Annotated in this window: 12 protein-coding genes; 6 read left to right on the forward strand and 6 right to left on the reverse strand. The window is 39.0% G+C overall.

The features are described 5' to 3' along the window. Window positions 1-49 precede the first annotated feature (49 nt). The 3 genes from dnaE to CKW03_RS09880 all read left to right on the forward strand — a co-directional run bounded on the left by dnaE (window position 50) and on the right by CKW03_RS09880 (window position 5,496). Window positions 50-4,471 (forward strand): DNA polymerase III subunit alpha, encoded by a 4,422-nt coding sequence (dnaE, locus tag CKW03_RS09870; RefSeq protein WP_093096261.1) that lies wholly within the window; start codon window positions 50-52, stop codon window positions 4,469-4,471. Window positions 4,472-4,572: 101 nt separating this feature from the next. Further along, a complete protein-coding gene (gene trxA / locus CKW03_RS09875) occupies window positions 4,573-4,890 on the forward strand; it encodes a thioredoxin (RefSeq protein WP_093096263.1) in 318 nt (105 codons plus the stop codon). Between the two features lie 294 nt (window positions 4,891-5,184). Continuing rightward, window positions 5,185-5,496, forward strand: a complete 312-nt coding sequence (locus tag CKW03_RS09880; protein ID WP_337975704.1) for a GIY-YIG nuclease family protein — start codon at window positions 5,185-5,187, stop codon at window positions 5,494-5,496. Window positions 5,497-5,772: 276 nt separating this feature from the next. Here CKW03_RS09880 and CKW03_RS09885 read toward each other — a convergent pair whose 3' ends face one another. Together CKW03_RS09885 and CKW03_RS09890 are read right to left on the reverse strand one after the other, a co-directional pair. Further along, complete coding sequence (locus CKW03_RS09885) at window positions 5,773-7,641, reverse strand: TonB-dependent receptor plug domain-containing protein (protein ID WP_093096265.1); 1,869 nt, start codon at window positions 7,639-7,641, stop codon at window positions 5,773-5,775. Window positions 7,642-7,693: 52 nt separating this feature from the next. Beyond that, entirely contained in the window at window positions 7,694-8,632 is a 939-nt protein-coding gene (locus CKW03_RS09890; protein WP_093096267.1) for a zinc dependent phospholipase C family protein, read from the reverse strand. 113 nt (window positions 8,633-8,745) lie between these two features. Between CKW03_RS09890 and CKW03_RS09895 the strand changes: the two genes are divergently transcribed. The 3 genes from CKW03_RS09895 to CKW03_RS09905 are packed head-to-tail and all read left to right on the forward strand — an operon-like array spanning window position 8,746 to window position 11,289. Beyond that, entirely contained in the window at window positions 8,746-9,735 is a 990-nt protein-coding gene (locus CKW03_RS09895; protein WP_093096269.1) for a glycosyltransferase family protein, read from the forward strand. Continuing rightward, window positions 9,735-10,409, forward strand: a complete 675-nt coding sequence (locus tag CKW03_RS09900; RefSeq protein ID WP_093096272.1) for a BamJ family beta-barrel-assembly machinery protein — start codon at window positions 9,735-9,737, stop codon at window positions 10,407-10,409. Before CKW03_RS09895 ends, CKW03_RS09900 begins: the two co-directional genes overlap by 1 nt. Continuing rightward, a complete protein-coding gene (locus CKW03_RS09905) occupies window positions 10,393-11,289 on the forward strand; it encodes an aldo/keto reductase (protein ID WP_197701005.1) in 897 nt (298 codons plus the stop codon). Before CKW03_RS09900 ends, CKW03_RS09905 begins: the two co-directional genes overlap by 17 nt. A 93-nt stretch (window positions 11,290-11,382) precedes the next feature. Here CKW03_RS09905 and kdsB read toward each other — a convergent pair whose 3' ends face one another. The 4 genes from kdsB to CKW03_RS09925 all read right to left on the reverse strand — a co-directional run bounded on the left by kdsB (window position 11,383) and on the right by CKW03_RS09925 (window position 14,269). Beyond that, window positions 11,383-12,126 (reverse strand): 3-deoxy-manno-octulosonate cytidylyltransferase, encoded by a 744-nt coding sequence (kdsB, locus tag CKW03_RS09910; protein WP_093096273.1) that lies wholly within the window; start codon window positions 12,124-12,126, stop codon window positions 11,383-11,385. A gap of 44 nt (window positions 12,127-12,170) precedes the next feature. Continuing rightward, on the reverse strand, window positions 12,171-12,785 hold the full coding sequence (locus CKW03_RS09915; protein WP_093096274.1) for a deoxynucleoside kinase: 615 nt from the start codon (window positions 12,783-12,785) through the stop codon (window positions 12,171-12,173). Window positions 12,786-12,788: 3 nt separating this feature from the next. Next, complete coding sequence (gene trpS / locus CKW03_RS09920; RefSeq protein ID WP_093096275.1) at window positions 12,789-13,787, reverse strand: tryptophan--tRNA ligase; 999 nt, start codon at window positions 13,785-13,787, stop codon at window positions 12,789-12,791. A gap of 101 nt (window positions 13,788-13,888) precedes the next feature. Continuing rightward, window positions 13,889-14,269 carry a hypothetical protein gene (locus CKW03_RS09925; RefSeq protein WP_093096278.1) on the reverse strand — a complete coding sequence of 127 codons (381 nt, stop codon included), beginning with the start codon at window positions 14,267-14,269 and terminating at the stop codon, window positions 13,889-13,891. Window positions 14,270-14,393 lie beyond the last annotated feature (124 nt).

Raw genomic sequence — 14,393 nt, forward strand, 5'->3', positions numbered from 1 at the left:
AATATTAAGTATTTTTGTTAGTTCATAGTTTTAGGGAGAAGAGAAAAAGATGTATATAATTTTTGATACGGAGACTACGGGTTTGCCAAAGCGTTGGGATGCACCAATTACGGATACAGATAACTGGCCGAGGTGTATTCAGATAGCATGGCAATTGCATGATGAAATGGGAAGGTTGGTTGAGCATCAGGATTATTTGATCAAGCCAGATGGATTCAATATTCCCTATGATTCTGAAAAAATCCATGGTATTTCTACTGAATTGGCAGAATCTGAGGGAATTCCTTTAACTGATGTTTTAGTTAAATTCAACGAAGCACTGGGCAAGGCAAAATTTGTAGTTGGCCAGAATATTGGTTTTGATATCAATATCATGGGCTGTGAATTTTACCGTTATCAGGTGGACAGCCCAATGGCATCTATGCCTATTCTTGATACCTGTACGGAAGTTACTGCAGATCTATTGAAACTTCCTGGAGGTCGTGGTGGTCGGTATAAGTTACCTAATCTTACGGAATTACATAGTTACCTTTTTGGAGTACCATTTGCTGAGGCGCACAATGCTACAGCCGACGTTGAAGCAACTACGCGATGCTTTTTTGAGCTGATCAGAAAAGAGGTATTTACGCCGAATGAGCTTCAAGTCGATACCGGATATTTTGTAGAGTTTAAAAAAGAAAATCCTACTGTAGTAGAATCAGTCGGGTTAAAACATGTCAACCTTAAGGCCGCCTCTGATGCAATCCGTCAAGAGGAAAGCATGGGGGTTAAAAAGGTTGTCATTGATCCTGAAACCTTAGCCAAGTTTGAGGCAGCTGAGTTTGCCCACTTACATAACCATACACAATTTTCAGTTTTACAGTCCACTATTTCCATTGATAACCTGATCCAAGCAGCAGCCAAGCATAAAATGTCGGCAGTTGCCATGACAGACCATGGTAATATGATGGGGGCATTCCACTTTGTCAGCAAAACCTTAGGACATAACAAGGATGTTGAAGCAAAGATAAAGGAAGCTGAAGAAAATGGAGAGACCTATGATGGTCGAATCATTAAGCCTATCGTGGGTTGTGAATTTTATGTTTGTGAGAACCGGAAAGATAAAAGCCGTAAAGACAACGGTTATCAAGTAGTTTTCTTGGCGAAAAACAAACAGGGCTATCACAATATGGCAAAAATGGCTTCGGTGGCTTATACTGAAGGATTCTATTATGTGCCAAGAATCGACAAAGAAACTGTCGAACGCTATAAAGAAGATCTGATCGTTCTGTCTGGTAACTTGAATGGTGAGGTACCTAGTAAGGTCTTGAACATTGGTGAAGCCCAAGCTGAGGAAGCATTGATTTGGTGGAAAGAACAGTTTGGCGAAGATTTCTATATAGAGCTGATGCGACATGGTCAGGAAGACGAAAACAGGGTGAATGATACCTTGGTCCAATTGGCTGAAAAACATCAGGTCAAGGTAATCGGAACGAACAATACCTATTACGTCAATAAAGCCGATGCGCATGCGCATGATATCCTACTTTGTGTAAAGGATGGCGAAAAGCTATCGACACCTAAGGGTAGAGGACGTGGCTTCCGTTTCGGTTTACCAAACCAAGAATATTATTTCAAATCTGCTGATGAAATGAAGCAGGTTTTTAAAGATACACCGCAGGCCATCATCAATATTCAGGAGGTTTTGGATAAGATTGAGATTTATTCCCTAAACAGGGATGTCTTGCTTCCAAAATTTGAAATCCCTGAACAGTTTCAATCCGAGGAGGATTTGGTGGATGGCGGAAAACGTGGTGAAAATGCCTTCTTAAAGCATCTTACTTATATTGGTGCTGAGAAACGGTATCCAGAGATTACCGATTCCATACGGGAGCGTTTGGATTTCGAATTGGCAACCATTGAGAAAACAGGTTATCCCGGTTATTTCTTGATTGTACAGGACTTTATTGCTGCAGCCCGTGAAATGGGCGTATCAGTAGGTCCAGGTCGTGGTTCAGCAGCAGGATCTGCCGTTGCCTATTGTTTGGGGATTACTAATATTGACCCCATCCTTTACGATTTGCTATTTGAGCGTTTCTTGAATCCTGACCGTGTTTCCATGCCCGATATTGATATCGACTTCGATGATGAGGGGCGTGGTAGGGTAATGCAATATGTAATCGACAAATATGGAGCATCACAAGTAGCACAGATCATTACTTATGGAACCATGGCTGCTAAATCCTCTATCAAGGATACAGCTAGGGTTTTAGATCTACCTCTTTCTGATGCGAATGAAATTGCTAAGTTGATTCCTAACTTAAAACTAAGTAAGATCTTCAATCTGGAGGACAAAGCGCTGAAGGAAGTTTTGCGAAGTGAAGAGTTGGAAGCTGTCAATAAACTGAAATCTTTGGCTGATGGTGCCGGTATTGAAGCGGAAACCATCAAACAAGCTAGGGTTTTGGAGGGGTCGATGCGTAATACGGGTATACATGCCTGTGGGGTTATTATCACACCGGATGATATTACGAATTTCGTACCGGTATCCTTAGCGAAGGATTCTGATCTATATGTTACCCAGTTCGATAACTCGGTCGTAGAAAGTGCGGGTTTATTGAAAATGGACTTTCTAGGCTTAAAAACGTTAACCTTAATCAAGGATACTGTAATCAACGTTAAATTGAGCCATGACATCGATTTGGATCCCGATAATTTTCCAATTGATGATGTAAAGACTTACGAGCTGTTCCAAAGGGGTGAGACCATCGGTATCTTCCAATATGAGTCTCCCGGGATGCAGAAATACATGAAGGAATTAAAACCGACAGTCTTTGCGGATTTAATTGCCATGAACGCATTATATCGTCCAGGTCCGATGGAATATATTCCTAGTTTCGTAAAACGTAAGCATGGAATTGAACCAATCACCTATGACTTGGATGCCTGTGAGGAATACCTGAGTGAAACATACGGTATTACAGTTTACCAAGAGCAGGTAATGCTTCTGTCGCAAAAACTTGCTGGATTCTCTAAGGGTGATGCCGACGTTCTTCGTAAGGCGATGGGTAAGAAACAAAAGGCAGTCTTGGATAAGATGAAGCCTAAATTTGTTTCCCAAGCAGAAGCGAATGGACATAGTGCAAAAGTATTAGAGAAGATTTGGACCGACTGGGAAGCATTTGCATCCTATGCCTTCAATAAATCCCACTCGACCTGTTATGCTTGGGTTGCTTATCAGACTGCATATCTAAAAGCACATTATCCTGCGGAATATATGGCTGCTGTTCTTTCTAATAACATGAACGATATCAAACAAGTAACGTTCTTTATGGAAGAGTGTAGGAGAATGGGTTTAACAGTCTTAGGTCCAGATGTTAATGAATCGCACTATAAGTTTACAGTAAATGATGAAGGCGCAATCCGTTTTGGTATTGGAGCAGTGAAAGGTGTAGGAGCAGGAGCTGTAGAAACTATTGTAAATAGTAGGGCAGATGGACCATACAAATCCATATTCGACTTAGCAAAACGTGTAGATCTACGTATGATCAATAAAAAGGCATTCGAAAGCTTGGCTTATGCTGGCGGATTTGATTCCTTTTCGGATACCCACCGTGCACAATACTTCTTCTCCGATACGGACAGTAGTTCGGGAATTGAGAAGGCGATTAAATTTGCCCATAAGTTTAAAGAGAATGAGAACTCTGCGCAGGTAAGTTTATTTGGAGCGGGTGGTGCTGTTGAATTACCAGAACCTACCTTGAATCCATGTCCAGCATGGGGTTTGATTGAAAAGTTGAAATATGAAAAGGATGTGATCGGTATTTATTTGACGAGTCACCCTTTGGATAACTATAAGTTTGAAATGCGCCATTTCTGTCCAAATAATGTGACAGACTTGCAAATGATCAATAAGGTAAAGGCTGCGGAAGTAGAGCAGGAGCTATTACTAGAATTTAATCGGATCAAGAATAAGGAAGTTGTTTTGGGAGGTATCGTGGCCATGGCTAACCATCGGGTTGCTAAGTCAGGTAAACCTTTTGGCTCCTTTATTATTGAAGATTATTCGGACTCTTTTGAGATCATGGTTTTCGGAGAAGACTATGTGAAGTTTAAAGGTTATTTACAGGAAGGCTATTTTGTACAGATCAGAGGATTGGTGCAAGAGCGTTTCAAGCAAGTTGGTAACTGGGGTTTTGAATTGAAAGGGATTCAATTGCTATCAGATTTACGCGAAAAGATGGCAAAATCCTTCACAATTCAATTTCCATTGCATATCTTAAATCAGGAATTTGTCAAAACTTTGGAGGAATTAGTGAGTTATACCCAATTAGAAGGACAAGAAGCAAACTGTCAATTAAAGTTTATGATCATGGATCTTCAGGATGAATTATCCATTGAGATGCCTGTAAAGCGGAAGAAGATCTTTATCACCAATGAGTTTTTGGATGGATTGGAAGCTTTAGAGAGCGTGCGATATAAATTAAATTGATAGCATATAAAAAAAATAATAGTTGTAAGTAAATAGCATGTATAAGCGATTGCTTATATTTGTGTTCATTTAAATTGTAAAATCATAAAAACATAATCAAAATGGCATTAGAAATTACAGATGGCAACTTTGATGAAGTTGTATTAAAATCAGATAAACCAGTTCTAATTGACTTTTGGGCAGAATGGTGTGGCCCATGTCGTATGGTTGGTCCATTGGTAGATGAGATTGCAACTGAGTACGAAGGTAAAGCAGTGGTAGGTAAAGTTAATGTTGATAACAACCCAGATATTTCTGTTCGTTATGGAATCCGTAATATCCCGGCTTTGTTGTTCTTTAAAAACGGTGAGATTGTTGACAAACAAATCGGAGCTGTTCCAAAATCAGTATTGACTGATAAATTAGAAAAACAACTTTAAGACTAGAAAACAAAATAAGGCAGGGCGATTAGTATTAATCGCCCTGTTTTTTTTTGAATTAGGGTGGGGGATTTTGAACCAGGATGGAAGGGCCAAGATCTGGGTTTGAACCAGGATGCCCTTCGACTCCGCTCAGGGAACAGCTCAGGGTATAGGATGAGAGGATGGGCCAAGATTATTCGATGGCTGGCGGAGTCGAAGCCGAGTATATCAACCAACAACAATCCAAAACTTAACATTAAAGAAACCTCCCCATTTTCTTTGAATTGTATTTTTATTTCCATGACAGGATATATGTACATATTACTTTGTTCGGATAACAGCTACTATGCTGGATCTACAAAAAATTTAGGCTTCAGATTAGAGCAACATCAATCTGGTAATGGTGCCAATTATACAAAGAAGAGACTGCCTGTAGAATTGGTTTATTTTGAGATATTCCCAAGAATTGGGGATGCATACAGACGTGAAAAACAAGTTCAAGGCTGGAGTAATAAAAAGAAAATGTTGTTAATTTACGGGTGTTTGGATGAATTAAAGGAAGCTGCAAAATGTATTAATTCAACTAGTTGTGAAAATATGAAAAGAGATAATCCCCCTCGATGATCGTCTCTCACTTTGGTGGGTGATCCCCCAGCGGAGTCTAGGGGGAGTCGAACCCCAGTTCTTGGTCCTCCATCCTCCCATCCTCGGTGGGTTAGCCTGTCTAACCCCATCCTGGTTCCTTCCCAGTTCTTGGCCCAACCTCCCATCCCATCCATCCTGGTTCAAATATCCAGTGGGTGATCGTCATCTCGGCTCCGCTCGATGAGCACTCACCCAACGCAATCCCGCCTTCATTCAAAATTTTCTATCTCACATCTCACATCTCACATCTCATATCTATAATTTAATGTTATACTTAAACCCTAATGTAGCCCAGCGGCTTGGCATTGGGACTGCTCCGACTTCGATGTACTGTGCATCAAATATATTCTGGACATCGGCGTAGATGGTGTATTTTGATTTTTGGAAGGCGATTCGGGCATCCGATACAAAGTAAGAGTTATTTGTAGTCCTTTGTAGCCATCGATTAGCGGTAATAAAATTCCAATTTCCAGTATGGAAGCTAATGGTTCCGATAGCCTGATGCTTTAAGCTTTCGATTCCGTATTTGATTATGCTGTTTTTGTAATTATTTACGATAGAGGGTTTTAAATAGCTGTACGAAAAGTTGAAGTTCAAGCTTTTACTTTCGGCTATTTGGTAATTGTATAATAAATTGGAAAAAATTCCATGCGTTTTGTTGTTACCTAGATTATTAGCCTGATAAGGCACATCCGTACTTTCACGCATCCAGTCTATGAAATTATCGATATCGCGATAGAAGTAACCTGCCCTTATGCTTAGGTTGCCTTTCGTGTAAGAAGTACCGATTTCGTTTTGCCAAGCATTTTCACTCTTAAGATCCGGGTTTCCAATATTTCCAGGTCTTTGGTTTAGGTAAAGATCGGTGAAAGTTGGGATCCGCTGACTGGTTCCGCTGCTTGCCGAAATCTTCCAATTATCATTGATTAAGTAACTAATATCCAAACCTGGGAAGACCTGCCAATCGTAATCTGAATTGTAATTGATATAAGCACCCAAATTGAAAATAAACTTCCTGAAATAGGTAGAACGGAACTCCGTGAAGAAACCAAGGTTATTACGGCTGTGGTCCCCAATATTGGAGCTATTGATCTTTTCATGTCTGGATTCGACCCCTAATCCTAAATCACCGTATTTAAACTGCCTGTAAGCATTTAATTCACCGGAAAGGCTATGTGTGTAGTGATGGCTTCTACCTTTGCTTAAATCATCTTTAAAGTATCTATAATCGTCGTCGTTATAACGGTAATTGATCCTAGGGTTCAAATACCAGTGATCGTTCAACTGATGTTGGGAAGATATGCTTGATAAGAAGGTTTCAACCAACTCCTCAGAATTTATATCACCAGGGGCGGCATAATAACCATTAGCACCAAATTTGTTGTTCATGTAGCCAGCCATCATTTGGATCCTGTTGTCCGAATTAATTACAAGGTTATTTTGATAATAGATTCTTTCATTATCTGAGCCTGTATTATAGCGCTGACCATTGCTATGCTCTTTGCTGGCATATAATTGATGCTGATTGCTTTTATTATAAAATGTTCCACCAACTTGAATACCGGTTCCATAATAGATACCATCTTTGTCAGTTTCTTCAACTTTGTCAAAGGAAGATCCTGCATAGAGGTGGGTAAATACCGAATTATGTTCAACTTGTTTGGTAACAATATTGACTGCACCAGTCAAGGCATTGATTCCGTACATCCTAGAAGCAGGTCCACGAAGGATTTCAATTCTTTCGATTGCTTCTAATGGAATAGGGATATTGAGCATGTGGTGACCTGTCTGCGGATCAGATAATTTGACACCATTGATCAGAACCAGGGTTTGGTCGAAACTACCACCATCGATACCGATATCAGCTTGAGTTCCGAAAGGACCACGCTGACGGATATCCACACCAGAGACATATCTTAACACTTCATTGATACTGCTGCTCGGTAATTTCTTTAAATCCTTTTGGGTTAAGACCTGGATATTGCGGCTATGTTGGTTGAAAGGTATCTGAAATCTGTTTTCTTGAATGATGACCTCTGAGATTTTGGTAGTATCATTCAAACTTTGAGTAAAGGCGAAAGTTGGTATAGAACAAAAAAGGAATAATAACTTTTTGGTTGACATTTTAATTAAATTTTTGCCAAAATTAGTTAAAATGTTTAGTTGAACGAATATTCTAATGCCATTCTTCTCGACCTTTTGGGATATGGTTGATATTAAGGTCTATAGTATCTACATTGTTTTCCAGCTTTTCGGAATTAGATAGGTCTGGTTGACCAGCATCAATCCATGCTGTATACCATAAAGAGCCGATGGCATGGATGGATTTTTTCATTCTGCGCATAACCATCCCATTTAACTGGTTATGGTAATTTGTAGCATAAAAGTCCGAATAATTAGTTTGAATTTGTTGGCCACGTTTGATATAGGCTCTATGTAGTACTTTTGGAAGGCGCTTTGACAATTCCTTTTCTACTTTTAATACAGAGTCGAGGAGGGAATGGCTTTCAAGGACTGCTTTCCAAGCATATTCCAAAACATTGTCTACATAGTCCGCTGGCCCTACATATAAGGGATAATCCTTACTGAACTTTTCCGGTAGTCGGGTTTCCCATAAGGAATGGATCCCAACCTGGTCGGTCAATTGACCATTATAATTGCTGCTGGTATGTAGAGGGACATGGGCATCAGCAGTATAGTGACCCAAATCAGCAGAGATCTTAATGATCCGCTTGATATCCTTATCGTAGAAGGCATTTTTTAATTGTCGATAGGATTTCTCTATTTGCCAAGGAACAATGCCACGACTAATCAGGTATTTTTCATTGTACTTTTCTTTGGCCTGCTTCCAAGGTATCTGAACGGAATCGTGGTCTGCAATTTGATCAAGATCTATAAAATGGCGTGGTGACTCGGCTGGATCTATATATACTCTTTTATCGGCATTGATGGCAAACTCTCGGATTTGGTATCGATGTTTCTTATAAAATAGGCTGAGCTCTGCTGGTAGGGTAAAGATGGCATGTTGGTTCATCAATTTATGCGGTTGGAAGCCCCATGAAGATAGGAAGAGCATAAAGAATGCAGCGATAAACAGAATACAACATTGTTTCATGTTGGTTAGTAGAGCTTTATCGAAATATAATAATTTTTAGTTAAGATATCTAGGATTTTGTCGAAACATATTAACTGAAATTTGTTACTTTGTTGAAGTCAAATACTGATTCGATGAAAATATTATATGCTGTTCAAGGGACTGGAAATGGGCATTTGTGTCGAGCGATCGATATTATTCCATGTCTTCGGGAATATGGTCAGGTCGATGTTTTAATCAGTGGCATTCAAGCCGACATCGATTTACCATTTGAAGTGAAGTATCGATACCATGGGTTGAGTTTTATTTTTGGCAAATCTGGAGGGGTAGACCTTTGGAAGACTTTTATGAGTTCGACGGTACGGAAATTTGTAAAGGAAGTGAACTCGGTGCCTGTTGAAGACTATGATTTGGTAATCAATGATTTTGAACCGATATCTGCTTGGGGATGTTATTTTAAGGAAAAGAATTGTATTGGTCTAAGCCATCAGATAGGCGCCTTTGATCCCTCAAGTCCTAAACCTGAAGAATCGGATATGTTAGGGAAATTCATCATGAAAAATTATGCGCCTTCCAATATATCCTATGGTTTTCATTTTAAATCGTATGCCTCCCATATCTTTACTCCAGTAATCAGACAATCAGTTAGAGAGCTGGATCCTAAAGATTTAGGCCATTATACCGTATATTTGCCTTCCTATGATGATTCCCATCTATTAAAACATCTATCAAGATTTACAGATGTGAAATGGGAGGTGTTTTCTAAACATAATAAGAAGCCTTTTAGGTTGAAGAATGTGTCAATCAATCCGATCAATTCCGATGCCTTTGTTCAGAGCATGGCAGAATCTTCAGGTGTATTATGTGGTGCAGGCTTTGAAACTCCCGCAGAAGCTCTATATTTAGGGAAGAAATTATTGGTCATTCCGATGAAGAACCAATATGAGCAACATTTAAATGCGGCATCTCTTGAAGAAATCGGGGTACCTGTGATCAAAAGTTTAAAGAAGAAATCGGAGCTGGACATAGAATCTTGGTTGAATGCAAAGTCAAACGTCAATGTGGACTATCAAGATTGTACAGCAGAGATTATCGATAAAATAATAAAAAACCATAAACCATAATGAAGTACATTTTAGGAATCTTTTTTTGTTTAGCAATAAGTTCGCAAAGTCAGGCACAAGCCTTTTCCAATGCTAATGATTCGCTGTCCTATGCTTTAGGACAAGATCTAGGGTCATACATCAAGAAAATGGATTTGCCGATCAACAAGGCGAAATTATTACAAGCAATAGGAGATGTGCTTGAAGGTAAAGAGCCCTTATTTAAGGATGAAGACCGAGAGCAAATAATCCGTGATGGATTGCAGAAAATCCAGGATGAAAAGAGTGCTGGATTGAAGAAATCTGCTGAAGATTTCTTGACGAAAAACAAAAGCAGGGCCGGCGTCAAGGTGACAGCAGAAGGGGTTCAATATGAGGTATTGAAAGAAGGAACAGGATTAAATCCTTCAATAACTGATACTGTTAAGGTTCATTATATTGGAAAGGTCCACACAGGTGAGACTTTTGATAATTCCTACGAACGTGGTGAACCCTTAGATCTTGAACTGGATAATGTGATTGAAGGCTGGAAAATTGGTATTCCTTTGATGAAAAAAGGTGCTAAATATAGATTCTTCATTCCTTATAACTTAGGATATGGAGAACGTGGAAGTGGTCCGATTCCTCCTTATAGTACCTTGATCTTTGATGTGGAACTGCTGGATATAAAATCGCCAAATGAGAATGCAATATAATAAATTAGGTAAATCGGAATTAGAGATATCTGAAATTGGACTTGGCGCGATGTCATTGGTGCAAGGTCATGATGAAACGAATTCCTATATTATCAAACATGCACAAGAACTTGGAATCAATTACCTGGACACTTCAGATCTTTATGATAAAGGAAAGAATGAAGAATTAATCGGTAGGTTGATTGAAGGTAATCGTGATAAATGGATATTAGCTTCCAAAGTTGGAAATAAGTGGAAAGAAGATGGAAGTGGTTGGGATTGGGCACCAAGTAAGGCATATATCCTAAAATCGATTGACGAATCTTTGAGTCGCTTGAAAACTGATTACCTCGATCTTTACCAGCTTCATGGCGGAACGATTGAGGATCCCTTTGATGAAATCGTTGAAGCCTTTGAGTTATTGGTCCAACAGGGAAAGATTCGTTATTATGGAATATCATCCATTCGACCAAAGGTGTTCTTGAATTATGCCAAGAATAGCGATATCATTTCAGATATGATGCAATACAGTATATTTGACCGGAGGCCAGAGAAGTATTTTCCTGAACTTGCTGAAAGCGGTATTTCTGTGTTGGCAAGAGGAACTGTAGCCCAAGGTCTGTTATTGAAAAAGGCTGCCCAGAAATATTTGAGTTATTCAGTCCATGAGGTCTTGGAAATACAACGTAAGGTTACAGAAATATCTAACCAGTTAGGTGTTGCTAATCTAGCGCTTGCTTTGAAATATCCCTTATTGCATCAGCCGGTTGCTTGTAGCGTTATAGGCATAAGGACAAGAGAGCAAATCAATTCGCTGGACATGGTTTTTGACGATATGAAAAGAATTAAGCTGGAAGATTATCAGGAATTACTGTCAGGGATGTCTGAAGTAAGTTATTAAAAGAGATTTGTTCTTCAGAGCTTGAAAATAGGGAAGAAGGAATTGAAAAATAAACAAAGAGGTCAAGATTTATTCTTGACCTCTTTGTTTTAGCTATTTGCTGAAATATTTTTTGAGGATATCCTGTAGATCTTCAGGGCTGTCGATTGCATCGTTGATATGATTAGATATAGCAGTTTGGATTCTGTACCCATTATCCAGCCAACGGAGTTGTTCTAAGGATTCAGTTTTTTCTAGTTTTGAAATCGGTAGTTTGGCTAAATCTTTTAAAGTTTCCACTTTAAAACCATAGATACCGATATGATTGTAATAGGTTTCTTTTGAGAGCCATTCCTTGATATCTGTTCCTCTCATATAGGGAATGGGTTGCCGAGAAAAATATAGTGCCTCGTTTTTTTGGTTTAAAACCACCTTTGGCTTATTTACATTTTCAAGATCGGCAAGTTCGTTGATTGGACGTACAAGAGTCGCTATTTCCACTTCAGGTCTTTGGAAACAAGATACGAGTAAATCAATTTGCTGGGGATCAATAAAAGGTTCATCGCCTTGGATATTGATAGCGATATCGAAACCAGAAATATTATTGATGACTTCTGCGCAACGATCTGTACCAGATTGATGGTCCTTACTAGTCATGACAACATTGCCAGCAAAACTTTTTACATGGTCAAAAATGCGTTGGTCATCCGTGGCTACCACAACTTCGTTTAGGGAAGCGGCGTGTTTTACTTGGTTGTATACACGTTGGATCATGGTCATCCCGGCAATATCCACCAAGGGTTTTCCTGGAAATCTGGTTGAGTCGTACCTAGCAGGTATTATTCCAATTACTTTCATAGATTAAAAATAAGAAAAGCCGAAGAATATCGGCTTTTAAGTTCTTAAAATAAACCGAAGAGTTCGGCTTCTATTTTTTGGATGATTTTTCCGAGATCTTCCTGATTATTGGCGAAATCAAGGTTATCCTTGTCAAGGACCAATAATTTACCTTCAGAATAGTTATTTATCCATTTTTCGTATTTCTCGTTCAATTTAGATAGATAATCTAAACGGATACCAGATTCGTAGTCGCGACCTCGCTTTTGGATGTTATTCACTAAAGTAGGTACTGAAGCACGAAGGTAGATCAAAAGATCTGGTGGTTTGATATAGTTTACAATGCTTTGAAAAATATCGGAATAGTTTTCAAAATCACGGGCACTCATCAAGCCCATATCATATAAGTTTTCTGCAAATATGTAAGCATCCTCATAGATGGTTCTATCTTGGATCATATTGATTTCTCTATTCTGTAGGTCCACAATATGGCGGAATCTAGAATTTAGGAAGAAAATCTGCAGGTTAAAGGCCCAACGTTTCATGTCGCTATAGAAATCCTCTAGGTAAGGGTTGTTTTCTACAGCTTCAAATTGAGGCTCAAAATTAAGGTGTTTAGCAAGTAACTCAGTTAAGGTTGTTTTACCAGCTCCAATATTTCCAACAATTGCTATATGCATCTTTTAATACAATTTTTTTAAACCGATAATTTCACGAACTTCTTTCATAGTCTTCTGCGCACTTGCCTGGGCTTTTTCTGCCCCCATTTTAAGGACTTTGGCAATGTATGCATCATCTTGACTGATTTCTTGGATACGCGCTCTCACTTCACTGGTTGCTGTTACCATATCTTCAGCAAGTTGTTTTTTGAAATCACCGTAGCGGATTTCGGCTTTATTATATAATCCATCAAAGTGCTGAAGGGTATCTGCAGAAGATACCACGTTCATCAAATCGAAAAGGTTTTGTACTGCTTCAGGTTTCACTTGGTTTTGCTCAGTCGGTCCAGCATCCGTAACTGCACGCATAATCTTTTTACGGATTACCTCTTCAGCATCGGAAAGATAGATACAATCCGCTTCACCGTTTGATTTCCCCATTTTACCTTGACCAGATAGTCCAGGGATCTTAATCAGCTTATCCGCATAAGTGAATGCGAATGCTTCTTTGAAATAATCTACCTCATAAAGACGGTTGAACCTGTTCGAGAAGGTTCTGGTCATTTCCAGGTGTTGTTCTTGATCTTTACCTACGGGTACTTTTGTTCCATGATGGATCAAGATATCACAGGCCATAAGAACCGGATAGGTCAATAAACCTGCATTGACATTATTAGGGTTTGCTCTGACCTTATCTTTAAAAGCTGTCGATCTTTCCAATTCACCCATGTAGGCGTTCATATTCATGTATAGATAGAGTTCAGCTACTTCAGGTACATCAGATTGAACGTATATAGTTGATTTTTCAGGATCTAATCCAGCGGCAAGGTATTCCACCACCACATTGCGAACCGTTTCTTTGAGGCCATGTGGAGTAGGGTGGGTCGTTAAAGAGTGTAAATCTGCGATAAAAAAGAAGCAATTGTATTCGTCCTGCATTTTGACGAAATTTTTCAATGCCCCATAGTAATTTCCAAGGTGTAATTTTCCGGTACTTCTAATACCACTAACAACGGTTTCCATATAACTGCGAAGTTACATAAAAAACAGGAAAATTGATACAGCTTGCGATGATGATAAGCGGGTTTATCCGATTTCAGCTACCTGAAATGAAAATTGCTATTCTAATAAATATGAGGGTTTTCCAGTAGGTCGGTAACATAACCCAGTACTTCAACCTCTAAGGCCCCGTCTTCGAGCATGGAAAAGGTCAGGTAGGCGGCATAGATTTCACATGAGAATGTGACATGTTTATCCGATACTATGGTGTCGATGACACCCTCACGAACATCAATCCCTAAATGTTCCAATTCGTTGTGTAGGTTGGTTGAAATACTATCATGATCTTCTCCAGAAGCAAATCCAACAATGATATGTAGGATCAATTTGTCAAACAATTCTGGATTCATATTTCTGAATTTATTGGCATATAATTCAGCATCAAAACGACTTTTCGCACTTGAGACGATTTTGTCCCAAATAAGGTACTCAGTTTTAGTTTGCATAATAGAGTTTATAAATTGTTAAAAGTAAATATAGCTAATTATCTTTTTTTATACAACGCTGCAAACAAGTTAATCTTATGATGTTTATGCAAACAATTGGGTTATTTGGATGGTTTTAAGAATA

The organism is Sphingobacterium mizutaii (assembly GCF_900187125.1).
In the GTDB taxonomy this organism is placed as follows: domain Bacteria; phylum Bacteroidota; class Bacteroidia; order Sphingobacteriales; family Sphingobacteriaceae; genus Sphingobacterium; species Sphingobacterium mizutaii.

Coding starts and splice junctions, on each gene's coding strand:
- trxA (WP_093096263.1), top strand. CDS start 4,573: ATGGCATTAGAAATTACAGATGGCAACTTTGATGAAGTTGTATTAAAA.
- CKW03_RS09895 (WP_093096269.1), top strand. CDS start 8,746: ATGAAAATATTATATGCTGTTCAAGGGACTGGAAATGGGCATTTGTGT.
- kdsB (WP_093096273.1), bottom strand. CDS start 12,126: ATGAAAGTAATTGGAATAATACCTGCTAGGTACGACTCAACCAGATTT.
- CKW03_RS09890 (WP_093096267.1), bottom strand. CDS start 8,632: ATGAAACAATGTTGTATTCTGTTTATCGCTGCATTCTTTATGCTCTTC.
- CKW03_RS09885 (WP_093096265.1), bottom strand. CDS start 7,641: ATGTCAACCAAAAAGTTATTATTCCTTTTTTGTTCTATACCAACTTTC.
- CKW03_RS09905 (WP_197701005.1), top strand. CDS start 10,393: ATGAGAATGCAATATAATAAATTAGGTAAATCGGAATTAGAGATATCT.
- CKW03_RS09915 (WP_093096274.1), bottom strand. CDS start 12,785: ATGCATATAGCAATTGTTGGAAATATTGGAGCTGGTAAAACAACCTTA.
- CKW03_RS09900 (WP_093096272.1), top strand. CDS start 9,735: ATGAAGTACATTTTAGGAATCTTTTTTTGTTTAGCAATAAGTTCGCAA.
- CKW03_RS09925 (WP_093096278.1), bottom strand. CDS start 14,269: ATGCAAACTAAAACTGAGTACCTTATTTGGGACAAAATCGTCTCAAGT.
- CKW03_RS09880 (WP_337975704.1), top strand. CDS start 5,185: ATGTACATATTACTTTGTTCGGATAACAGCTACTATGCTGGATCTACA.
- trpS (WP_093096275.1), bottom strand. CDS start 13,787: ATGGAAACCGTTGTTAGTGGTATTAGAAGTACCGGAAAATTACACCTT.
- dnaE (WP_093096261.1), top strand. CDS start 50: ATGTATATAATTTTTGATACGGAGACTACGGGTTTGCCAAAGCGTTGG.